This window comes from Planktothricoides sp. SR001 (assembly GCF_001276715.1).
Classification (GTDB): Bacteria; Cyanobacteriota; Cyanobacteriia; order Cyanobacteriales; family Laspinemataceae; genus Planktothricoides; species Planktothricoides raciborskii.
On the sequence record NZ_LIUQ01000008.1, the window covers coordinates 90829 to 113421 of the forward strand.

22 protein-coding genes are annotated in these 22593 nt (G+C 42.1%); 13 read left to right on the forward strand and 9 right to left on the reverse strand.

Annotation, left to right across the window (positions count from 1 at the left end; genetic code table 11):
- Positions 1-77: 77 nt before the first annotated feature.
- Both AM228_RS07145 and AM228_RS07150 read left to right on the forward strand, forming a co-directional pair.
- On the forward strand, positions 78-509 hold the full coding sequence (locus AM228_RS07145) for a hypothetical protein (RefSeq protein ID WP_231636682.1): 432 nt from the start codon (positions 78-80) through the stop codon (positions 507-509).
- Positions 506-919: a hypothetical protein gene (locus tag AM228_RS07150; protein ID WP_054465443.1), complete on the forward strand. Its 414-nt coding sequence runs from the start codon at positions 506-508 to the stop codon at positions 917-919. Before AM228_RS07145 ends, AM228_RS07150 begins: the two co-directional genes overlap by 4 nt.
- Before the next feature lie 498 nt (positions 920-1417).
- Here AM228_RS07150 and AM228_RS07155 read toward each other — a convergent pair whose 3' ends face one another.
- Together AM228_RS07155 and AM228_RS07160 are read right to left on the reverse strand one after the other, a co-directional pair.
- Positions 1418-1639, reverse strand: a complete 222-nt coding sequence (locus AM228_RS07155) for a WD40 repeat domain-containing protein (RefSeq protein ID WP_054465444.1) — start codon at positions 1637-1639, stop codon at positions 1418-1420.
- 208 nt (positions 1640-1847) lie between these two features.
- Positions 1848-2681 (reverse strand): hypothetical protein, encoded by an 834-nt coding sequence (locus AM228_RS07160; RefSeq protein ID WP_054465445.1) that lies wholly within the window; start codon positions 2679-2681, stop codon positions 1848-1850.
- Between the two features lie 253 nt (positions 2682-2934).
- Here AM228_RS07160 and AM228_RS07165 point away from each other — a divergent pair, with 253 nt between their 5' ends.
- From AM228_RS07165 to AM228_RS07190, 6 genes are all read left to right on the forward strand, one after another.
- The gene (locus tag AM228_RS07165; RefSeq protein WP_054465446.1) at positions 2935-3528 is read left to right on the forward strand and encodes a GTPase family protein; all 594 of its coding nucleotides are present in this window, start codon (positions 2935-2937) and stop codon (positions 3526-3528) included.
- Between the two features lie 13 nt (positions 3529-3541).
- Complete coding sequence (locus AM228_RS07170; protein ID WP_054465447.1) at positions 3542-4348, forward strand: GTPase family protein; 807 nt, start codon at positions 3542-3544, stop codon at positions 4346-4348.
- Positions 4349-4366: 18 nt separating this feature from the next.
- Complete coding sequence (locus AM228_RS07175) at positions 4367-4951, forward strand: hypothetical protein (protein WP_054465448.1); 585 nt, start codon at positions 4367-4369, stop codon at positions 4949-4951.
- A gap of 30 nt (positions 4952-4981) precedes the next feature.
- Entirely contained in the window at positions 4982-5197 is a 216-nt protein-coding gene (locus AM228_RS07180) for a hypothetical protein (RefSeq protein ID WP_054465449.1), read from the forward strand.
- A gap of 856 nt (positions 5198-6053) precedes the next feature.
- On the forward strand, positions 6054-6284 hold the full coding sequence (locus tag AM228_RS07185) for a hypothetical protein (protein ID WP_054465450.1): 231 nt from the start codon (positions 6054-6056) through the stop codon (positions 6282-6284).
- Between the two features lie 108 nt (positions 6285-6392).
- A complete protein-coding gene (locus AM228_RS07190) occupies positions 6393-8828 on the forward strand; it encodes an ATP-binding cassette domain-containing protein (RefSeq protein ID WP_054465451.1) in 2436 nt (811 codons plus the stop codon).
- Between the two features lie 20 nt (positions 8829-8848).
- Here the strand turns inward: AM228_RS07190 and AM228_RS34045 are convergent, their stop codons facing one another.
- A complete protein-coding gene (locus AM228_RS34045; protein ID WP_054465452.1) occupies positions 8849-9142 on the reverse strand; it encodes a hypothetical protein in 294 nt (97 codons plus the stop codon).
- A 46-nt stretch (positions 9143-9188) separates the two neighbouring features.
- Positions 9189-9707 (reverse strand): hypothetical protein, encoded by a 519-nt coding sequence (locus AM228_RS30755; protein ID WP_156331601.1) that lies wholly within the window; start codon positions 9705-9707, stop codon positions 9189-9191.
- 730 nt (positions 9708-10437) lie between these two features.
- On the opposite strand from AM228_RS30755, the gene AM228_RS07210 reads away from it, so the two are divergent.
- The gene (locus AM228_RS07210) at positions 10438-10695 is read left to right on the forward strand and encodes a hypothetical protein (protein WP_054465455.1); all 258 of its coding nucleotides are present in this window, start codon (positions 10438-10440) and stop codon (positions 10693-10695) included.
- 22 nt (positions 10696-10717) lie between these two features.
- Positions 10718-11749 carry a hypothetical protein gene (locus tag AM228_RS07215; RefSeq protein ID WP_054465456.1) on the forward strand — a complete coding sequence of 344 codons (1032 nt, stop codon included), beginning with the start codon at positions 10718-10720 and terminating at the stop codon, positions 11747-11749.
- Positions 11750-11950: 201 nt separating this feature from the next.
- On the opposite strand, the gene AM228_RS36060 is transcribed toward AM228_RS07215, so the two are convergent.
- The 3 genes from AM228_RS36060 to AM228_RS07230 form a co-directional block, all read right to left on the reverse strand.
- Positions 11951-12073: a hypothetical protein gene (locus AM228_RS36060; RefSeq protein ID WP_255353162.1), complete on the reverse strand. Its 123-nt coding sequence runs from the start codon at positions 12071-12073 to the stop codon at positions 11951-11953.
- Between the two features lie 174 nt (positions 12074-12247).
- The gene (locus AM228_RS07225) at positions 12248-12589 is read right to left on the reverse strand and encodes a hypothetical protein (RefSeq protein ID WP_054465458.1); all 342 of its coding nucleotides are present in this window, start codon (positions 12587-12589) and stop codon (positions 12248-12250) included.
- Positions 12590-12818: 229 nt separating this feature from the next.
- Positions 12819-13118 (reverse strand): hypothetical protein, encoded by a 300-nt coding sequence (locus tag AM228_RS07230; protein ID WP_054465459.1) that lies wholly within the window; start codon positions 13116-13118, stop codon positions 12819-12821.
- 69 nt (positions 13119-13187) lie between these two features.
- Here AM228_RS07230 and AM228_RS07235 point away from each other — a divergent pair, with 69 nt between their 5' ends.
- Entirely contained in the window at positions 13188-14780 is a 1593-nt protein-coding gene (locus tag AM228_RS07235) for an Hsp70 family protein (RefSeq protein ID WP_054465460.1), read from the forward strand.
- A 193-nt stretch (positions 14781-14973) separates the two neighbouring features.
- On the opposite strand, the gene AM228_RS07240 is transcribed toward AM228_RS07235, so the two are convergent.
- Both AM228_RS07240 and AM228_RS07245 read right to left on the reverse strand, forming a co-directional pair.
- Positions 14974-17331 (reverse strand): polysaccharide biosynthesis tyrosine autokinase, encoded by a 2358-nt coding sequence (locus tag AM228_RS07240; protein WP_054465461.1) that lies wholly within the window; start codon positions 17329-17331, stop codon positions 14974-14976.
- A 192-nt stretch (positions 17332-17523) separates the two neighbouring features.
- Positions 17524-19965, reverse strand: a complete 2442-nt coding sequence (locus AM228_RS07245; RefSeq protein WP_054465462.1) for an SLBB domain-containing protein — start codon at positions 19963-19965, stop codon at positions 17524-17526.
- Between the two features lie 486 nt (positions 19966-20451).
- Here AM228_RS07245 and AM228_RS07250 point away from each other — a divergent pair, with 486 nt between their 5' ends.
- Both AM228_RS07250 and AM228_RS07255 read left to right on the forward strand, forming a co-directional pair.
- Positions 20452-21462, forward strand: coding sequence for an NAD-dependent epimerase (locus AM228_RS07250; protein ID WP_054465463.1), 1011 nt, complete (start codon positions 20452-20454; stop codon positions 21460-21462).
- A 137-nt stretch (positions 21463-21599) separates the two neighbouring features.
- Positions 21600-22593: C1 family peptidase (locus AM228_RS07255; RefSeq protein ID WP_054465464.1), on the forward strand; the 994-nt coding region annotated here is incomplete at its 3' end.

A 22593-nucleotide genomic window follows, 5' to 3' on the forward strand; every position in this document is an offset into this window, starting at 1 on the left:
CGGTTTCTCGACCCCCAGCCAATCTCCCACTATTCGGTAAACTAATATTCGCTTATCTCACAATTACGCTGATTCCATTGTCTAACTTTCTGCCCAACCCCGAACCGGGGAAAAATCTACCCCCAGACCGATGGGGTCATCTAACTTTTTACGAGCGTCGGTATCTCCAAGATGCCATCAAAGCCTATGATGCCATTGTCGATCGCGTTGATGATATCGGTCAAATTGCCAATCGCTATCAGTTGGATATCGAAGACGTTCGACGGGCGAAAGATTATGCTTTTGGCAGTGGGGTATCTCGCTATGAGTTTGCCCCAGACTCGCGGATGGCAGAAGCCTGGGTTAGAATGGCATCAGGAACAGAAACTGCTATCGATGAAATTCTATTAAGGCATGAAATCCTGGAGTCCTATCTGGTGAGCCAAGGGATGAATCAACCTGATGCTCACACGCTGACTCAACAAAGATATCCCTGGTCTATCCTAATAACTCAGAGGCCAAATCAATGAACCTATCAAATGAACAAAAATTTATCGCCGCCTTAGAGATTTGCCAATCTCTTGCCGCATTAAAATATCAAAAAACTCATCTCACCTTTGAGGCAATTAAGTTGTTTTGCGAATTGGCCAAAGACCCAGCTAATTTCTTGGCCTTGCGTCATCAATATGCGCCGGAAATTGCCGCAGCATTAAAAGCAGTTGAAGCTTATGGCACCAGTGTCGATAACTGGCGAGTTGACTGTGAAATCGGTTTCGGCGTCAAAGATCACTGTAATATTATCAGCTTCTTTCTGAACTTTCCCACGGGGAATTTCACTAGGTTTAGCGGTAATTTGGCAACTCCTGAAATCATCACCGAACTAATTGCAGATTGGCAAGGCATTGATTTAGCTCCTTTGGTATTAGTCGGGGTGGTTTAGATATGACGTGCTTTTTTTGCTGGCAGATAAAATTGGCTTGCATATCAAATAATTCTGCCTCAGCAAACCGTCTGCCCCTACAATATTTTAAGCAATAAATTATCTGCCGGAATGATATTCTAAGCAATACGGGCGTGTTCTTGACCGTAGGGGCGAATGGCCATTCGCCCCTACAATATTTTAAGCAATAAATTATCTGCGGTCATGCTCCGCCCCTACAGGTATTTGACCAAGAAACCGGGACCCAAGCGACTATTTCTGCTACCAAAAATAAACTTAAATTAAGAAACCCGGTTTCTCGGCTCCCGCGAGAAGACCCAAGGACCTAAGAAACCGGGTTGAAAGCGACAATTTTTGCCATAATACCGAGATTTGGGCAAGAAACCCGGTTTCTCAAACCCCGCGAGAGAACCCAAGAAACCGGGTTGAAAGCGACTATCTCTGCTACCAAAAATAAACTTAAATTAAAAAACCCGGTTTCTCTGCCCCCACACTCCCCTAACGCCGCTTCAGCCGCGCTGCTGCCTCTGGATGGGTCGCCAAATAATCCTTTAACCAGTCATAGCCCCGCCCTAACAACTGCTCTAAACTTTCCACCCGCCACAACCGCGCCGTTTTGTCATCGCTTCCCGTAGCCAGATATTCGCTATTGGGACTAAAACTTACACTATTTACCCTGCCTTGATGACCGGAAAACTCCGCGACTTGATTGCCCTGCATATCCCACAACCTGGTCGTTAGGGGACTACCAGAATGTTGCTGAAAGAAACAGGTGTTCAGTAGTTCTAAGTTATGAATTTTAAATTCTCCCCACTGGGTAAATTTAGTTGAATGGAAACAAGGAGATGTCTCTCTTCATAGACTTATGCTTTAATTATTATTTATATATTTCTTGCCGGAAATTTTAGGGTAATAGTGGCGGTTAACTTTATTCTCCTGAGCCATTGAATGTTTCTTGTCTTAAACCTTTTAAAAAATCTCGTATAATTAATTCAGGGTTGTTTTGGCAAATATTCTCAGTATAATAGCGAATCAAATCAATACCTTGACCTAAAATATAATGATTCGCATCTTCTAAATCATTATCCTCATCAGGAATAATATCCAATATTCCACATTTACCCCGATCGATAATCAAAAATGAAACTTTTTTAGTAATTTTGCCTTTAGCTGTGATCATTCTCAGAATAGTATTAGGTGAAAAAATAATATTCATTCGATCTAAAATATCAGCAATTTTTGCTTCTACTTCAGTATTAAATCTAACGTTATTCCAGATATAATCATTTTTATCATCAACCGTCTTCAATTCTATTTCCGGATCATCGTTCCGATCTGGTAAATCATTTTGATACAAATCACCTTCGCTATAACTATTTAATAAAAGGTGTCCTAGTTGTCTCGCCTCACTAACATTAGCAACACCAATACTTGCACCAGTGAGATTAGCCCCTTCAAGATTAATTGAAATAATTTGATTATGATGAATATGATGATGTCTTCTTCCGATAAATCGTCTCAAAACTAATTCTAAATTATCTTGATTGACGGGTTCATCAAAAGCCGTTGATAACTTTCGCCATAACACAGAACTAGAATTTCTAATGGATTGCAATTGATAATGAGCATCTTTAGCAATCTCAGGATACGACTTTCCTTGTAAAACTTGACGAATAATAATCTTTTCAAGTTTCTTTAATCGAGGTAGGTGTTTTTCCTCTAATGCCGTTGTCACAAAATATAATGCTTCCTCAGTTTTCATAATCTATATTACCATTATTTATTGACTTATAACTGTCTGGATTAACTAATTATTAAAAAAATCTGTAATTTTAGTGATGTTTCTAGTATAGCTACCATCTTGCAATTTGCCAAGAAGTTGCTTATAAAGAGGATAGTGGGATGGAAACCTGAGAGGTGTAAGACCCCCGTTAATGTTTAACATAGAAACAGGAGTTCTCTCGGTTTGTTTTCTATTCCCCACATGAATTATCCACTATTCTGCAACAATTCTAATGAGAACGTTAGCAGTTTTTGGTCAAGCAGGGTCAGGAAAAACCAGTCTATGTAATAGTTTATTTGGACTCGATTGGAAAACAGATCCGGCTATAGATTGTACTAAATATATCTTTCAACATGAGGGAAATTTTGTTTCCTCCTTAAATGGGAATCAACTTCCCAAGTGGAAACTACATGATACTCCCGGAGTTGGCGCCAGCGAAGCTATTCACCAAAATCGTTTACAAGAACTTCTTGACACATTTCATCAAGTAGATGTGATTGTTTGGGTTATTCAAGCTGATACTCGTGCGTTACGAGTCGATCAAGAAGCCATCCTAGATTTAACCAGTAACGGTCAAAAAATACCAGAATCTCATTTAATTTTGGCGATTAATCAAATTGACCGAGTACACCCAGAAAATTGGGATGAAGTTAATAATATTCCTTCCCCCGAACAACAGGAAATTATCCCCGACAAAATCAGTCTGGCTCATAAGCGATTTTCCCCTTATCTACCAATATCCATAGAACATATTATACCTTGTTCTACTGTTAAAAGATATGGTTTAGATCGGCTTGTATATACAATTCATCAACCATTTTTATAAGTGAGGTTGTGTTATGTCACTTTTTCGCAAAAAAGCATCTCCAGAACAAGAAGAATTGATTAATAAGTTGCGGGGAGTGTTAGGGGAAAAAGAATTTAAACAGTTTCAACGTATCTTTCAGGATGAATTAGCCAAACCTCCTAAAGTTGCCATTATTGGCAAGGCGGGAGTAGGTAAAAGTACCACGATTAATTCACTTTTTAACTTAGAAGAAAAAGTAAGTCATAGCGATACAGGAACAACCCAAGACAATGAAAGAGTTGTTAGGCTTCCTGATGGGGGTAAATTAGCAATTATTGATATGCCCGGTATGGGGGAAGATATTGAATTAGATCGACGATATATGGAAATATATCGCAGAGTATTACCTCAATCTGATGTAGTTCTATATGTTCTACAAGCCAATACTAGAGCCTTAGAACAAGATCAAAAAATTCTCAGAGATATTGTTCAAAATGTGATGGGTAATTTAAAAGGAAGATTAGTCATTGGACTAAATCAAGTGGATAAAATGGGTCCAGGTAGCTGGAATGACAAATTTAATTTTCCGTCTCCCGAACAACAAGACAATATAGATCGTAAGTGTCAGGATATTCAGCAAAAAATCAGTCGCAGTTTAGGTATTAAAGTTGAGCAAATTGAATATTATTCAGCTATTAAGCGATTTCGTCTTTGGTTTTTGTTAGCTGCAATTATTAAATCAGCAGGTAATGTCGGGTGGAAATTTTCCCTTAATCCGGCTGACCCCACAGAGCTTATTTCTAATCCAGAAGTAAGAGAATTTGTCAGAGATCAATTAGCCCAAGAAAATGAAGATTAAAAAGGAGTTATTGTTTTTATGCGTTACGACGAGTTAGATAGCGATGAAAAATTAATAATAAACGGTTACAGACAACTCGCAAAATCTGAAAAGCAAGCTGTTCTTGCTAGTAAACAATCATTGAAAAATTGGTTACAAACCACACTAAGCTCTATTTGGAATAAGGTATCATCATTTTTTGATGATTTTTGGAATTGGTTTAAAGGTGCTGTTACTCCCAAAGGAAAGTTTCATCAAGTTTGGGTCGAGCATAATGAAGTTGATGAAAATGGCACAACAGGCATGAAAATTCATGCTAAATTTGATGTTGATAATGTCAAAGATATCCCTTGTGGTGCGGCTGTTTATTTCCATTATAGCTCTGGGGAGAAATTAAAGGATTTCAACAATTCTTATAGGACAACGGCTGGTCAAGTATCTGTTGGTAAAGATTTTACTCCTGCCTATGAAGGAAGCATTTACAATGATTTTGAAATATTTATGCCCTCTAGTGAATTACACCTGGGAAATGGTAAATATGACTTAAAATTTGACATTAGGCTATATGTAAAAGGAGGAGATTTTTTTGCTGAATCAAATTGGGTTTATTTCACATATGGTTGATTTATCTAAATTTATTATCAGGTGGGTCAAATGGATGAGCTAACTGCTGAAGAAGAAGCAATTATCAGAACTTATCGCCAGTTATCTAAATCTCAAAAAAAAGCTGTTTTAGCAAGTAAATGGTCTTTTCAAGAATGGATCAAAGAATCTGTCAGATGGGTGTGGGACAGAATGGTTGAATATGCGATGCAGGAGGCACTCACCGCTTTGTTTAATTACTTAAAACAGCAATTTTTTGGATATTGATATGACGATATGCATGAATTTTATTGTGTAATAAATGGTATGAAAATTTTACATTTTTATACCATTTATTACATCGTTTTTTATTTAAAAATTATCTAAAAAATCAAAACAATAATAAAACATTAACTTCCCACCTGGTAACGGGGGGATCGAGTAAATAGATTATTAAACATCACGAAACTCTTTCTAATTCGGTAAGCTGATATTCGGTTATCTCACAATTCCGCTATTCAGCTTTTATGTGAAGTGGCACGGTAACCAAGAGATTTACTGGATTTGTGCCACCAGTATCATAGCCAAATAGAACCCGCAGGCCATTGCTAACTATAAAGAGCATCTATTGTAGGGTCGTAAGCATTGCGATTTTAAAATAAATAACTGTAAAAATAAATGAGATATATTTTTATGCTGATTATGCTAAATTAGTTATGGTTTTTTAGGCATTTTTTTATTTTTTTGTAGGGGCGAAGCATGACCGCCAAGAATCTAGGGGTTAAAAGCAAAAATTTGTTACGGTCATGCTTCGCCCATAAGCATTTTTCTATTTTCACCAAGATAAAATTGCTGTAGGACGAATTGCATTCGCCCCCTACAGCGGTTTTCAGGTTGGTCAACCACAAATATCCGTAAGGGCGAAGCATTCCGGTACAAAATTTTTTATTTTGTTCCAGAGATTATATGCGGTCATGCTTCGCCCTTACTAAGCATCTGTGGTCTATTCAGCAGAAAAACGCTGTAAAAACTAAGAAATACTCTGATATGCAAATAGAAAAAATCGGTGAATTCCTGGAGTGTGTGGTGCCGAATTTTATCGGTTTGTATTTGAATAGACAATTCTGGCTTTCGTAAAGCACTCGTGTCTAATAGTTATTTAGGAGTTGCTTTGAGTGTGATTCTGTTGCTGTGGCATTGGCAGGAGAAAATCAACCCCGATCGCCCCCAAAGACCCCTGCTAATTTCCCTAGCGGTGGTAATTCTGTTAACCTTGCCCTACCCCAGCGGTGGATCCACCGCAAAGGCGATCGCGCTGCCTCCAGCATTCAACCAACCCATCAACGGTTATTGTCCGCAGCTACTCGACATATAATTTATTGGTGCGTTACCGCACGGAACGGCACCTTACTGATAGAGGCTTTGCGTAAGTTCTGATAATAGTCAAAAAGTGGTGATCGGTAGCGATCAAGGAGTAAAGCAGATGAATAACCAAATTCCCACAACGGTTTTCGGCAGCAGACCTTATTTAACTCTGAACAACCAAGGACAAACCATCCGGTTGGAATTGACTAAACCCATGCATATTTTAGGCAGACCGGGAGGAGACGCAGACCTGCTAGTTCCCGATCCTCAGCAGTGGAAAATTCTGTCCCGCGAGCACGCGGTGCTTCGGCAAGTGGGGAATGACTACCATATTTATGATGGCTATAAAAATAAACCCAGTACCAATGGCTTATTTTTAGACCGAACTCGGATTACTTTTACTGATGGGTTGGCACTCACCAATGGGATGGAATTACGGATCGGTCAAAATCCCAAAGACCAGATTATTTTGACTTATTTTAATCCGATGGGAAATCAAGCGGTTGTTCCCCCGTCCCAGTCTTCAGTTGATCTGAATGATCCGAAAAATCAGCCATTGGTTATTGGTCGCGACCCGGTGAACGCGCAGCTACATTTAGAAAGCCCGATTATTTCCCGGCGCCACGCTATTATTCAACCCGCAGGGACGGGGAAATATCTATTACAAGATATTAGTACCAATGGGGTTTTTGTTAATAATCAACGAGTCCAAGATAAAGCCGATTTGACTGATGGGGATACGATTAAAATTGGCCCTTATACTTTGGTCTTGCGAGGCGATCGCCTGCATATTCTGGATCGGGGCAACCAAATTCGCTTAGATGCAGAAAATTTGCTGCGAATAGTTTACGATCAAAAAGAGAAGAAAGAGATACGATTACTAGACCAGGTTAATTTGGCGATCGAACCAGGGCAGTTTGTGGCTTTGGTGGGGGGAAGTGGGACGGGAAAATCTACATTAATGAAGACATTATTAGGGATTAGTCCGACCACGGAAGGAAAAGTTTATCTAAATGGCGATGATTTGCGGCAAAACTTTAATATGTATCGCCATCAAATTGGTTATGTGCCCCAAGATGACATTATTTACAGTCAATTAACCGTGACTGAAGTATTGACTTATGCCGCTAAATTGCGCTTACCCCCAGATATCGATCTAAAAGAAGTCGTGGAAAAAACTCTCAAAGATATTGAAATGAAAAATTTGGAGAATAACTTGGTAGCTACCCTGAGTGGGGGACAGCGTAAACGAGTTAGTATTGGGGTAGAATTGTTAGCCGATCCCAAATTATTCTTTTTAGATGAACCCACCTCCGGTTTAGATCCGGGTTTGGATAAAAAGATGATGGAATTGTTGAGAAAATTAGCGGATCAAGGTCGGACGATTATTTTAGTCACCCATGCTACGGCGAGTATTATGATGTGCGATCGCATTGTGTTTATGGGACTTGGGGGGCGGTTATGCTACTTTGGCGAACCCAAAAACGCCTTTCAATTCTTCAAAATCACCAGCGGTAATTTTGCTGATATTTACAATCAACTAGAAAACGAAGCCAACGTGAAAAAATGGGCTGCTGATTTTCTGAAATCTCCTTACTATCACCAGTATATCACTAATTATCTCAGCAGTCAACCGCCAAATACTCAAAATTCTAGTCATCAAAGTTCTGCCCAAAAATCAGCCAAACCGAAACAAGTCAAAGCTTCACCTTGGCAGCAATTATCGATTTTAACTAATCGCTATTTAAAACTAATTCTCCGTGACAAGATCAACTTAGGATTATCTCTCCTTACTGCCCCGGTAGGAATTGGTTTAATGACATTAGCCCTGCCAGATAAAAATCCTTTAATTGGCGAACCAGAACCATCCTTAGCCCCCTTAGCCCTTAAAGTATTATTTGTGTTTACTTGTGCGGCACTTTGGGTGGGATTTTCAGCATCTTTGCAAGAAATTGTCAAAGAAGCAGCGATTTATTTTCGAGAAAGATTAGTAAACTTAGGACTAGGGGCTTACCTGGGTTCAAAGGCGATCGTCTTAGGGCTTTTAGCCCTAGGGCAAACCCTCTTAATTACCGGGACAATTTTACTGGGCTTCAAATCTCCAGAACCGGAATTAATGTCCTGGTCTTTAGGGTTAGCTATTACCACATTTCTCTCTTTATTTACTTGTATCAGTCTGGGATTGCTGGTTTCTGCCGTGGCCAAAAATAGTTCTCAAGCCAATAGTGCGTTGCCGCTTTTATTGCTACCACAAATTATTTTTTCTGGAGTGTTATTTAAAATGGAAGGGGCAGCAGAAAAGATTTCTTGGTTCATGTTGAGTCGTTGGTCTGTGGGGGCTTATGGTTCTTTGGTAAATGTCAATGCAATGGTGCCAAACGCGGAGAATTATTTAGATGCGAATTTGAACCCCATTCCCCTCCCTTTTGATCCGACTCCAATTTATGATGCAACTTGGGATAACTTAGCCTCAAATTGGGGGATGTTGTTGTTGCATACGGGGATATATTTGGGTTTGACTTTGTGGGTGCAAAAGCGCAAGGATATTTGCTAATATTTGAGAATTGAGGTGATTTAGGCATTACTCAAATGGTCTAAAAAATCTTGCACAATGCGATCGCTCTCTTTTAGACATTCTGCAACATCGTAATCAGCAATCAGGTGAATTCCCTGAGATTTCAATGATTGAAAAAGGCGCGATCGCTCATCATCTCCGGGCATAATTTCGCCGACATTTTCCGGCGATATCCCCTTTTTTACCGCCAATAATCCCCACTTGCCTTGATAACAAATTAAAAACCCTGGCACCGAATTTTCTCGACCTGTTGCCGAAGTTAGCCTGCCTTGAGCATTGGGGAAAAATAACACCCCGGTTCGGTCTAATGCTTCGGCTATTTTTACCTCAGATTCCGAGTCAAACTCCCACCCATGCCATTGATAGGTTCTCTCTGGAAAGCGATCGATTTTCTCCGATGAAGTGAAGTGGCGGTGGCGAAATTTTGACTGAGGTGGTGAATTTTCCTCTGCGTTTTTTTTGCTGAGAATCATTAACACAGAAATGTGCTTCACTCAAATCACCCAGGATATTTTCTCCACCAATATTGTCTCCACTAATACTAGCCCCACTGAGATTAACTTCAATGACTAAATTGCGCGGTTTTAAATGATGTTGCTGTGCGTAGCGCCTAATTACTGATTTAAGATTACTTTTTTTCACCTTTTCCCCAAAAGCGTCTGATAATTGTTGCCAAAGTTTTGCCCCAGCGCATTTTAAATATTCCTTATCATAGCCAGAAACATGAGCGATCGCCTCATAAGAAGTGCGTCCTTGCCAACATTCCCGAAAAATGATTTCTTGAACATCGTTCAGCGGTTCTTCTTCTGCTTCTAAAACCGTTTCTGCGAGGGTCAATGCTTCGTCAACACTCATCATAGTTTTTGGGATCTAGTATTTTTAGATAATAATGATACATTATTCTGTAGGTTGGGTTGAGAAACGAAACCCAACATTAGAATCATTACAGGCAATAACCCAGTTTTTGATAAAATAATCAGCCACATCATCACAACTCCACATCTGTCACCTCCTGGTTTCAAATTGACTATCGTAGCCTGATAGTTGCCCTGTATTCCCGGATGATTAATTTAACTGAGCCAACCAAGCGGCTAAATCATCAACCGCCAGGGAATGAATTCCCTGGCTAATAGCGCAAGTCGGTTAAAACCGACTAAAATTCTGTACGGGTCAATGGCCGTTGACCCGTACTAAGCATGATTAGTCGGATTTATCCGACTTGCGCTATGAGGCGGGGGTTTTAACCCCCGACGGGTGTGGTTTACTCATTAGAAAACCGCTGTAATTTAACTAAGCCAACCAAAAAAATTCTACCATTCATCGGTCTTGAGAAACGCTGAGAAACCGGGTTTTTTCCTGGGGTTAACCCAGAATTTCCGCAAAAACCCCAAAAACCCGGTTTCTGGGGCGCCCCGAAAGAGCATAACAAACCGGGTTTTGTGCCAAAAATCTCAAAAACCCGGTTTCTGGAATTATCTCTCGACAAAAGTTGTTACTTTTTATCACTTTTTATCACTTTTTCTTACCGACAAAACATATTTGAACTTGCTAGACTATTTTTCAACTTCCAAAAAGCCATCTATCAAAAATGAGTAAATCCGGTCTGATTTTAGTGGCAATTATGCTTGGTCTATTCGGTGGACTCGCCACTTATAAAGCAGGGAAAGTAGTTTGTATGATCAATGACTGCCTTGTGATTACAGAAGGAGAAGGCTGGAATGCCAGAGGATATAAAATTGATCCTGGTCAAGCTATGTTGATTCAAAAATCCCCCATGATTCTGTTTGGACTGGGTGGTGCGTTTTTGATTGCTGGATTAGTCAAGTCAGACAATAAACCAGAATAATAACAGGAGTTGATAATTAAATATGACATCAGGTGGAAGTAGTGGTAGTGGTGGTAATAAAGGCGTTCCATTACTGGGTAAAGTGATTATTGGCTCAATTCCTGTATTGGCATTATCGATTTCTTTTGTTCAATTATGGACTGGAGATGAGTTGCTTTGCAAATTGACTTGGGATTGGTTGAAGGTAGATTTTTTCAAATGCCCCGATGAAACTAAACCGAAAAATCCACCTGAACCGGAGATTGAGAAAGGTTTAACGGATACCGAAACTTCCCAAGAAAAGTCACCTCCAACTCCGCCAACAGAACCCATTCCCACGCCAACAAAAACTGGAAATAATCCAATCAAACAAACTCCCGTTAAGTCTGATACAAGCAACAGTAACACCAAATTTTCCATCGGGGTATTGAATGGAAAAAAAGAGTATAATGATCGGGTTAGCTATGATATACAAGAAAAATATTACTTCTTTAGTATCGATAAGAATAGCAATGTCAAATTATACTTAGATGGCGTAACCAGTGAAGTTTGGATGGGGTTGTATGTAGACACTAATCGCAATGACTCGATTGATAATGATGAACGGTTAGACACTGCTAGAGCTTATAGTTCCCAATCTGGCAGAATTAGCCAAAATTTAGCGGCAGATCGCTATATTGTCAAGGTTCAATTTGAAAACAAAAATAGCGATTATACTATTCAGTTAGTTAATCAAACTAGCTTGACTAAAAATATTGGCTTGTTGCAAGATAATAAAATCTATAAAGGTTTCTTAAGTCGCGATAACCGAGTTGAATATTATCAATTTAACCTCAGTGACACGAAGGATGTCAGGCTATCTTTAAGTGATGTGACAAGTCAGGTTGGGATGGAACTTTATGTAGATACCAATGGCAATGGAGTGATGGACGGTAGTGAACGGTTAGACAGTGCTAGCGCATATAGTTCCCAGGCTGGGGAAATTAGAAGGAATTTAGCGCCGGACAACTACTTTCTCGTGATTAGCAAAGAACAACACAATACCGAATATACTCTGAACTTGTTTCTTCAATAGTCACGATTGAATGGATATCAGACAGCGGGTTTTTTTATTGGGGTTAACCCAAAATTTCCGCCAAAACCGACCCGAAAAATGTCATCCCGACCCGGAAAATGTCATCCCGACCCGGAAAATGTCATCCCGACCCGGAAAATGTCATCCCCGCGCAGGCGGGGATCCATCAGCGCTGCTGATAAACCGGGTTTTTTCCTGGGGTTAACCCAAAATTTCCGCAAAAACCCCAAAAACCCGGTTTCTGGGGCACCCTGAATAGATTAAGATTAAGTGGCGATCGCTCAAATTCGGGATATCCGCGATCGCCTCTAACAACACTTCCACATTACAAGCGATCGCTGATTATTCCCACGCTATTTTTCGATTTTATTCAGAAATAAAAATTATGCAATAAAAATTATGCAAATAAAGCAATTATCATCTACAGTTTGCTCGCTGGTTACTTCATATTTAGTCCGTTCTAAATTAGGAAATCTCAACAGTTTACGGTACTCCAATCTACCACTCATAGCCGTGTTCTTTTCCCCATTTTATCCAAGCTTCCGCCATAAGCTTCATCCGACCACGGTGTTCAGATTTTACCGGATTATCACCAGTAATTGCCCTCAATGCCCAAAACCAATGGTCTGGTTTTTGTTCCAGATCGCGCAAAATTAATGGAACCACAGGCTGTCCCATGCCAATAATTCTCTGATAAGCTGGGTGCATTGACTTCTGTGTCACCAATGACAGCATCCCTGTATCGATTCGCCATTCTTCTGCGAGTCTCTTAAACTCTGTTTCCAATTCTGTCTGACTTTTAATTGGGTATTTATAAGCGGTATTTGGCTCTGTTTGCATTTTTTTTATTCAGCGATCGCCGATGATAATTTATTAATTAATCTTTACTGATAATTATAACATAATCACAGAGCGAGCGCTCAAATATTCCTTTGATAAAATTCCCTCGATCAAATTACGGCTAATTTAACGATATTTCCCGTTTTTACCTATTTTTAACACAGCCAAATCAACCAGTTAACCATAAAGCTAAGACCCAGGCTAGGTAATACCAAGTCCGTTCGATCGGTTACAAAAACAATCCTCTCTCATTAAGATGGATTCCCGCATTCGCGGGAATGACAGAGCTTTGTAGATAATCAGCGAATACATGGATTCCCGCATTCGCGGGAATGACAGAGCTTTGTAGATAATCAGCGAATACATGGATTCCCGCATTCGCGGGAATGACAGAGCTTTGTAGATAATCAGCGAATACACGGACTTGATATAATTCGCGATCGCCAGCCAGCCCACCCCCCAAAATCCCAACAAAACTCCAAAAATCCCAGAAAACAGGCTTCTGGGGCGACCTCTCTCTGCCCATCATGCTTGAATCACCGACCGATTCAGTCTTAGAATAAGACGATTAAACGCCTAATTTCTGAAATTTTTCCCCATGTCAATAGCGATCGACTTCGGAACCAGTAACACGGTCATTACTCGCTGGAATCAAGCGACCCAGCAAGCAGAAACCATTAAATTACCGGGTTTATCATCCCAGTTAGGGCAAAATCCGCCCTTAATTCCCAGTTTAGTTTATGTGCAAAATGCCGCCGAAAATCAGGTGAAAGTGGGTCAAGCCGTTCTCGACCAAGGCTTTGATGTCAAATCTGACCCCCGATTTTTTCGCTCTTTTAAACGGGGAATTGGGGCAGATATCCAAGGTTTTCTCCCGGAACTTGACGGTCAAATAATCAGCTTTGAAAAAGTCGGTGAATGGTTCTTTTCAGAACTCCTAAATTCATTGCGTCAAGTGCCGTTGCCCGTAGATTCTTTAATCCTGACGGTTCCAGTAGATAGTTTTGAAGCTTATCGCCATTGGTTAGGAAAAGTTTGCCAATCTTTGCAGGTGGAACAAGTCAGAATGCTGGATGAACCGACCGCTGCGGCGTTAGGTTATGGGATGGCAGAACAAGAACTTTTGCTAGTGGTAGATTTTGGCGGCGGTACGCTGGATTTATCTTTGGTGCGTTTGGATAGTAGCAGTGGTAAAAAACCTTTGGGATTTATTCTCAAATGGGGCGAAAAACTGTTTAGCGAAAGTTCTGGACAACCCGTGAAAAACGCCAGAGTTTTAGCGAAAGCAGGGCAAAATTTAGGGGGAACGGATTTAGATAATTGGTTGCTAGATTATTTTGTGCAGACGAAAAAAATTCCCAAAACTTCTTTGACGACTCGGTTAGCTGAACGCTTGAAGATTCAGTTATCCCTACAAAAGCAGGCAAGTGAGGTTTATTTTAATGATGAAACTTTTGAAAGTGTTGAACTGGGTTTAAGTCGAGATGAGTTTGAGAAGATTCTGCAAAAAAATCAGTTTTTTGAGAAGTTAGATGAGTCGATGAATCAAGTGCTTCAGCAAGCCCGACGTCAGGGTATTGAAGTGTCAGATATTGACGCGGTTTTGCTGGTGGGTGGTACGGTACAAATTCCAGCGGTGCAAAGTTGGATTGGCCAATATTTCGATCGCAGTAAAATTCGCTCTCGTCGCCCCTTTGAAGCGATCGCCCAAGGTGCGTTACAACTGAACCAAGGCATTGAAATTAAAGATTTTCTCTATCATAGTTATGGGATTCGCTATTGGGATCGGCGCAATTCTCGCCATAATTGGCATAAATTAATTCAAGCGGGGCAACCGTATCCGATGGAAAAGCCGGTAGAATTAGTGTTAGGGGCGTCCTTAGAAAATCAGCCCAGTATTGAGTTAATTATTGGTGAGTTGGGGGCGGAAACTGGCGGAACGGAGGTCTATTTTGATGGCGATCGCCTAGTCACTCGTAGCCTCATGTCCGGTCAAACTTCCGTACAACCGTTAAATGACCGAGACGGGGCTCGCAGTATTGCCCAGTTAGACCCACCGGGAAATCCCGGAAGCGATCGCATTAAAGTATTCTTTGAAGTAGACGATCGCCGCTTTCTCAGAATTACCGTAGAAGACTTATTTACCAATCAAATACTCTTAGATAATCAAGTGGTTGTCCAATTAAGTTAGGAAAATAATTAACAATTGATAATTGATAATTGATAATTGATAATTGATAATTGATATTAAACCTCTTGCTTTCATAAATATTTCGATCCCCCCAACCCCCCTTAAAAAGGGGGGATGCATAGGAATTTTGCCAGAGGTCTATTGATTAATATTTATCTATTTCAATTATCAATTATCAATTGTTAATTATCAATTATCCATTATCCATTTTTTCTGATTGTTTTACCGTATTCTCGGATAAAAATGCGGCATCATTTTGAGCATTGTACTGATAAGAATAATCGTACCAACTGACACTGCGAGGCTTGACTCCGTTGGCGATCGTTCCTAACACTTTAATGCCACAAGTTTTCAACTCAGCCAAGGTTTGCAGAATCGTATTGCGATTAGTTTGGCGCATACTCACCACTAAGACCACCCCATCGGTATAACCCGCCAGTACCCGACCATCTACCACATTCTTTAAAGGCGGTGTATCCAAAATTACTAAGTCAAATTCCCGCGACCACTGCTGCATCAGTTGTTGCATTTTCTGGGAAGATAACAAGCGAATCGGGTCAGGCGGCAGCGTCCCAGCAGTTAAGATAAATAAGTTTTCTTCAATGGGCGATCGCTGAATCGCGTCTTTTGCCTGCAAATCCGTGGCCAAAACATTGCTTAACCCTTGTCGGTTGAGAATGCCCAACTTAGCATGGACTTGGGGCCGACGCAAATCCCCATCCACCAGCAAAACTCGCTGACCCATTGTTGCCGCTGCCTGGGCTAAATTCACCGCTGCTGTAGACTTGCCCTCCGCTGCCACCGCAGAAGCAACGGCGATCGCCCGAATCGGCTGATCCGTACTTAAAAACCGAATATTGGTATTCAACGCCCGAAACGCTTCCAAAAAGCCGAAATCGCGATCGTCTTGTAATCGTTCTCGGCCATTAGAATCGGCAATCCACGAAGAACTTGCCAACTGTTTGGCGCGATCGCTAATGGGAATTAGCCCCAACAAAGGCTTATCCGTCGCTTGTTTTAAATCTTCTGGATTATGGAACACAAAATCTAACTGTTCCACCAACAATGCTGCCCCAAAACCCAACATTAAACCCAACATCGCCCCTAACACCAAATTCCGTAGCAAATTCGGCGAAAATGGAATCAATTCCCCATCTTCATTACGGGGAATTTCCGGCAGAGCAATAATTTCCCAAGGAGTTTCTGACTGGGCGGCTTCTAGGCGTAACTGTTCCCGTTGAGCCAAAAGTTGATTCAAGGTTTGGCTGGCGACTTCTAGCTCCCGCATTAAATCCGTGTACTGGCGAATGACAATCGGAAATTGTTCTCGATATTCGCTCAACATTCCTGCTGCTTGAGCCAGCACTTGATTTCTCATTTTTAACACTTCGATTTGACTGGCGGCAGCGACCATTTGTTGAATCAGTCCCACCCGCACGGAGTTTTGGAAAGCCTGGGCTTCGGGGACTCTGGCTACGGTGACAATTTCTCTGCCCAGAGCCCGTTGGGCTTCCTGACTCAACATCCCTTCGAGTTGTTGGCGTTGTTCCAGCATCGTTTGGATCTGGGGACTATTGATCGTAAACCGAGTTAATTCCTTGGCAATCTGATTTTCTAATTCCCTAAGTTTACTCAGTTGGCTTTGATAGCTCGGTGCTTCACTTAAGACCGAAGAAGCGATCGCCACATCCGGATCTAAGCCCACCTGTTGCCGCAAAGTTGTATAAAGTTGTTGTTGCTGAATCAATGCGGTTTGAGCTTCTAAAAGTTGATCGTCAATTTTAGTAATTTGTCCCGCTAGTTGTTCCCCTTGAATTTTCGGATCGATTAAATTGTAATCTTGGCGAAATTTTTGTAACTGTCCTTGCAGCGTATCCACTCTTTGCCTTAATTGCGGCAATTGTTCTTCAATAAATTGAATACCTTTCCGAGTATTTGTTTGCCGGTCTTCAAAACTATATCTCAGATAATTTTCGGCTAATTTTTTTAAAATAAAGTCTATTTTTTCCGGATCCTCATCTTGATAGCGAACTTCAATAATTTTAGTAGCTTCTTTCTTTTGCTCAATAATTAATGGGGGTTTTTCACCTGTAACCAGAGTTTTATATTCAACTTCGGGATATTTAGGTTTTAATTGTTGAATAATCGGTTCCATCAGTTTGGGACTTCTTAACAAAGCAATTTGGCTTTGGTAATCCACTCCCGAACCACTAGATCCAGGAATCCCCATACCTAAACCACCGGCTAACGCACCCAAGCGGGATGAGAGGGAATTAGCCCCTTCCCCAGTCACGGGTTCCACCAAGAGTTGAAACTTACCTTCATACTGGGGGGTTTGGTTATCGGTCCAGACCCAAACTGCCCCAGTCACCGCGATCGCCACCCCTAAAATCACAAAAGCTCGACGCCGAATCACCGCAAACAACTGCCCCAGATCCAATTCTTCCTCATCCGCATCTGGGACTTCTGCCAAATATGACAAAGGCACGATTTGAGGCTGTTTACCATTTTGATCGAATGATGACGGTTGAGAATTTGGTGCAGTTTGCATTGTTACCTCATATACCCCATAAATAACTTTTGATTAACCCCTATCCTAAAAGATACTTGATCGAGATTGCGATCGACATGGCGATCGCCTGGGATGGCTTTGTGGATTGTAGACTGATCCAAAACAGCCTAAACAACCCACAAGCCAAAAAATTTGGAGTTTTCTGAGAAAACATCCAAAACGACAGGACGATTAATTGCTGCTCGAGCCACCAAACATTTGGAAAAAGTTTAAAAAGCCAAAGACAGACAGCACCGGATTGGTTACAGCGCCAATGGTTCCGCCGATTTCTCCGAGGGTATCTCTGGTTTTAGCCAATCCAGAACGCCCCACCACAATCACATCACCATTACGCAGAGTCGGGTTAGTTTGTTCATCCAGACCTTGACTGAAATCAACGGGCACCACCTCTTTACTCACCGTGCCATTCGGGTTCAACCGAATCAACTCCACATCATCCTTACGAGCGCGACTATTATTAAAGCCGCCAGCCGCTAACAATGCTTGGTTCAAAGAAGTATTCGGTGGCAACTCCAACGTCCCCGGGCTTAAAACTTCCCCAACAATATTGACGCGGATCGCAGCGGGAGAAAAACTGGCTAAAGCCACTTGAGGCGCTTCCGCTAAATCGATACTGGTAGCGGTGGGCACCACAATGGTATCTCCTTGTTGGAGAATAACATCGTTAGTTAGTGCGCCAGTTTCCAGCAGTTGCCAGAGATCCAAAGCGATTAATTGTTGAGTCCCATCTTTCCTTTGCCGACGTACCTCAATTTGACGAATATCCGCCAAGGGTGTAATGCCACCGGCTGTTTGAATCGCACGAGTCACCGTGGTCAGGCCAATGATTCCGCCACCCGCACCTGGGGCGCCTCCGCCTCCTCCTGCTCCCACCGTATAGGTGCCGGGACGGTTGACTTCACCGACCACGGCAATATTTAACGGTTGAGAGGTATCTGCCGCAAAGTTGGCTGTGGCTAATTGTATAGAACGGGCTGGGTCAAAATTCTCTGCGGATACCGTGGGCACCACAATGGTATCTCCTTGTTGCAAGATGATATCTTGGGTGAGATTTCCTCGCTCCACCATATCCCAGAGGTTTACCGATATGGTTTGCTCTGTACCGGCTTTTGGTCGCCGAATCACCTGGATATTACCGATATCTGCGGATAAGGTTACGCCCCCGGCAGTTTGCAAGGCGAGGGTCAGCCTGGTGAGTCCAACCAAACCTCCCGCCATCCCCGTATTCGGATCGGCACCACCTCCTCCACCGGCTCCTACGGTATAGGTTCCCGGACGGGTCACTTCCCCAACGATCGCAATCTTCAAAGGTTGTGAGGTATCAGCGGCAAAGTTTGATGTTGCTAGTTTCACCAATCGGGCTTCGGTCATCGTCTCTGGGGCTGCCGTGGGGACGACAATAGTATCTCCCTCTTGCAGGATCAGGTCTTGCAGCAGATCTCCTCTTTCTACCATCTCCCAAAGGTTCACGGAGATGGACTGGGGAGCGCCCGCTCTGGGTCGGCGAATTAGTTGGATACTACCAATATCAGCGGATAAGCTGACTCCGCCAGCGGTTTGCAGGGCGCGGCTAATGGTGAGAGTGCCGCCGGTGCCATCCACCCTGGTGACAGTGTAGGAACCAGGACGAGACACTTCCCCGACGACGACAATATTGATCGGTGCGGTGGCTTCCCCGGATAAGGTGGCACTGGCTAATTGACTGGCCTCAAAGGGATTAAAAGTGGTTGCCGTGGGGATAAAGATTGTGTCACCATCCCGCAAGGAAATGTCCTGACTGAGGTCTCCTAGTTGAATTAAGCCTGCTAGATCCAGAGTGGTTAGCTGATCCGGTCTGCCCAGTTGACGCCGCCGCAGTTGGATTTGACGAATATCCGCTGATTGGGTAATTCCTCCAGCGAGTTGAATCACTTGGGCGATGGTTGCGGGGCCACTCTCAGTGCCTCCCATTGTGTAGGAACCTGGCCGTCTGACTTCTCCGGCAATGCCAATTTGTAAGGGACGTTTTGCCAGCAGTTTGACGGTGAGTAATTCTGGGCGTTGTAAATAAGGCCGATATGCTTGCTGTAGCAAGCCGGTAAGTTGACTGATGGTTAAGCCTTCTACCCTCACCGTACCAATCAACGCCATGTTGATGGTGCCATCGACTAGCACTTCATACTGCCCATTGGAGCCACTATATTCGGGGACGTTGAAAATATCCACCTGAATGGCATCTCCCGGACCGAGGGTATAAGCGGTTTCTACCGGGGGCGGTGAAACTCGCGCTGCTGGAGGAAAGCCTTGTGGTGGGGGTGGACTGCTGACGGTTCTGGGAGGATTTGTCTGGGTGGGATTGGGGGGCGCGGGATTTGTGGGTGCGGGATTGGTGGGCGCAGGATTGGTGGGCGCGGGATTTGTCTGAGCCGCGTTTGGTTCCGTTGGTTTTGGGGAGGGCATCTGCTGGGCGATCGCTCCTCGTTGCGGATACAACATCGCTGGTAATGAGACTATCAGAGCAATCCAAGCAGACAGAGCGATCCGTGCGATCGGTAGATTTAGGGATGAAATCAACGGGCTGTTTCCCTGACCGGGGATGAAAAGTTTCTGATTTTTAGAATATGCTGGCATCATTGTCAAGTTTTACTTATCGGTTATTCAGTATTAGTTTATATATACAGAAGCAGCCGGAACTATCGGCCAATCCAGGCAAATCTCCCCTTGGGGCTAATCACTTAAAATTTTTAAACCACAGGGGACACCGTGTCTATACTTTAACTATAATTAGGCTGGAAGTGGGATTCGGTTTAACCAATCCCCGTCCATTCTAGTTTTATCCCCCGGTGGCAGCTAATCTAATCTAGGTTGAACATAAGTATAGTCGTTAGCTTAAGCTGTTTGTTTCCTCTAGGATATACTTATCAATCAGATTAAGCATAATCCGATTGACTTAGGCGATCGCCGCCAGGATAGTTGCATTCTTGTCTTTCAGCCGAGTTAATTCGGCGATCGATTTTCCCGGATATTTTAATTTAGGCACAAAATCTCAAAAATTTTTTTACCTAAATTAATTATTATACTATTTCATCATAACATATTTATCTCTTAATCACAACAAACATGACTAAACTATTAATAACTGGAGTCGCCGGTTTCATTGGTTTTTATGTTGCCAAAAATATCTCAAAACAAAAAATTAATATTATTGGTATCGATAACTTAAATGATTACTATGAAGTTGCTTTAAAAGAAGCCAGATTATCCCAATTAAATCAGTTGGATAATTTTCAATTTGAGCAATTAGATTTAAGCGATCGCGCAGGAATGGCCGACTTATTTGCCCGTCATCAACCGGAAAAAGTCGTACATTTAGCCGCTCAAGCCGGAGTCCGCTATTCTCTGACCAATCCCCATACTTATGTAGATAGCAATTTAGTTGGCTTTGTCAATATTCTAGAAGGTTGTCGGCACAATCAAGTCAAACATCTCGTATTTGCTTCCTCCAGTTCGGTCTATGGTGCCAACACCAAAATGCCCTTTTCCGTAAATGACAACGTAGACCATCCAGTCAGCCTTTATGCTGCTACCAAAAAAGCCAATGAATTGATGGCACATACTTACAGTCATCTATATGGTTTACCCACCACCGGATTACGATTTTTTACAGTTTATGGGTCTTGGGGACGCCCTGACATGGCCTATTTTTTATTTACTAAAGCAATTCTAGAAGGACAGCCAATTAAAGTATTTAACCAAGGTCGAATGCGCCGTGATTTTACATATATTGATGATATTGTTGAGGGAATTATTAGAGTGTTAGATCATATTCCTCAACCCAATCCAGCTTATGCTTTTGATTGTGGTTCTCCTGGAAGTAGTGCGGCTCCTTATAAGATTTATAATATTGGCAATAATCAACCAGTGGAATTACTTCAGTTCATTGAAGTGTTAGAAGATTGTTTGGGAGTAAAAGCCCAAAAACAAATGATGCCTATGCAGCCCGGAGATGTCCTAGCCACTTATGCGGATATTGAGGATTTATCCAAAGATGTGGGCTTTAAGCCAAGTACACCAATTGAAGTGGGAATTCGTCACTTTGTTGACTGGTATCGGTCTTATTATCAAGTATAATTCCTTGATCTGATCCAGCAAAAATTCGATGGAAGGTTAAACTTACTCTGTTAACTATCTGTGTAGTTGCCAGAATTTGATCTTCGTTTTACCCTGTATTTACTGACTCCCCTTAAAGAAAAAAAGAGGATATTTTTATGGCCAAAACCTATCAGGCATCTTATTTAGTGGAAAAGTCCACTGGTAAAAAAATCAAAATCGGTGGCTGTATGCGATCGCAAAAAGCCCCCCCAAAAGCCAGAGCTTATGCCACCAGTCGCTATGGATCTCAAGAATTACCCCCGAAAGTTGACCTCCGTCAGCACATGACCAAAGTTGAAGATCAATCCAGTGTCAACAGTTGTACCGCCAATGCTTTAGTCGGAGCTTATGAATATCTTGCCAAAAGAATTTTAGGCTTTTCGGGAGATGTGAGCCGTCTATTTGTTTATTTCAATGCCCGGAAATACGATCGCATCAAAGGAGATCAAGGCAGCACCATTTCTGGCAGCATTGCCGTATTAGAAGAAATGGGTGCTTGCACCGAAGAAACTTGGCCTTATGATCCAAAATTAGTCAACAAGCGGCCTGCCGATGAAGCGTATGAAGAAGCGAAACAATTTCTCATCGAAGAAGCGGAAGAAATTAATGTGGATCTGTACGCGATGAAACATTGTTTAGCCGAGGGATATCCGTTTGCTTTTGGACTATTACTATTTAATTCTTTTGATCATGCTCGTCGCCAGGGAATTGTCCCTATGCCGAATTTAGATACGGAAGAAGGGCGAAAAACTCACGGAGCCCATGCGATGCTCTGCGTTGGCTATTCTGATAAATCTCAAGCCTTCATTGTGCGTAACTCTTGGGGAGAGGACTGGGGAGACAAAGGTTATTGTTATATTCCATATAACTATATGACTGATCCTGATTTATGTTGGGACTGCTGGACAATTCGAGCGTTGACTGACCTCGATTTTAGCCCTGATGTCTGGTACGAGGATGACGATCGCAACTACTACTATGAAGCATATGAAGAAGAGGAAGACACCGAAGAAGAGTATTACTATTATGATGATGAAGACGATGACGAATACGATGATGAAGACGATGACGAATATGATGATGAAGATGATGACGAATATGATGATGAAG

Bases quoted from the DNA above. Each gene is read 5' to 3' on its own strand.
- AM228_RS07150 (WP_054465443.1), top strand. From the start codon at position 506: ATGAACCTATCAAATGAACAAAAATTTATCGCCGCCTTAGAGATTTGC.
- AM228_RS07155 (WP_054465444.1), bottom strand. From the start codon at position 1,639: ATGCAGGGCAATCAAGTCGCGGAGTTTTCCGGTCATCAAGGCAGGGTA.
- AM228_RS07160 (WP_054465445.1), bottom strand. From the start codon at position 2,681: ATGAAAACTGAGGAAGCATTATATTTTGTGACAACGGCATTAGAGGAA.
- AM228_RS07165 (WP_054465446.1), top strand. From the start codon at position 2,935: ATGAGAACGTTAGCAGTTTTTGGTCAAGCAGGGTCAGGAAAAACCAGT.
- AM228_RS07170 (WP_054465447.1), top strand. From the start codon at position 3,542: ATGTCACTTTTTCGCAAAAAAGCATCTCCAGAACAAGAAGAATTGATT.
- AM228_RS07175 (WP_054465448.1), top strand. From the start codon at position 4,367: ATGCGTTACGACGAGTTAGATAGCGATGAAAAATTAATAATAAACGGT.
- AM228_RS07180 (WP_054465449.1), top strand. From the start codon at position 4,982: ATGGATGAGCTAACTGCTGAAGAAGAAGCAATTATCAGAACTTATCGC.
- AM228_RS07190 (WP_054465451.1), top strand. From the start codon at position 6,393: ATGAATAACCAAATTCCCACAACGGTTTTCGGCAGCAGACCTTATTTA.
- AM228_RS30755 (WP_156331601.1), bottom strand. From the start codon at position 9,707: ATGATGAGTGTTGACGAAGCATTGACCCTCGCAGAAACGGTTTTAGAA.
- AM228_RS07210 (WP_054465455.1), top strand. From the start codon at position 10,438: ATGAGTAAATCCGGTCTGATTTTAGTGGCAATTATGCTTGGTCTATTC.
- AM228_RS07215 (WP_054465456.1), top strand. From the start codon at position 10,718: ATGACATCAGGTGGAAGTAGTGGTAGTGGTGGTAATAAAGGCGTTCCA.
- AM228_RS07225 (WP_054465458.1), bottom strand. From the start codon at position 12,589: ATGCAAACAGAGCCAAATACCGCTTATAAATACCCAATTAAAAGTCAG.
- AM228_RS07230 (WP_054465459.1), bottom strand. From the start codon at position 13,118: ATGATGGGCAGAGAGAGGTCGCCCCAGAAGCCTGTTTTCTGGGATTTT.
- AM228_RS07235 (WP_054465460.1), top strand. From the start codon at position 13,188: ATGTCAATAGCGATCGACTTCGGAACCAGTAACACGGTCATTACTCGC.
- AM228_RS07240 (WP_054465461.1), bottom strand. From the start codon at position 17,331: ATGCAAACTGCACCAAATTCTCAACCGTCATCATTCGATCAAAATGGT.
- AM228_RS07245 (WP_054465462.1), bottom strand. From the start codon at position 19,965: ATGATGCCAGCATATTCTAAAAATCAGAAACTTTTCATCCCCGGTCAG.
- AM228_RS07250 (WP_054465463.1), top strand. From the start codon at position 20,452: ATGACTAAACTATTAATAACTGGAGTCGCCGGTTTCATTGGTTTTTAT.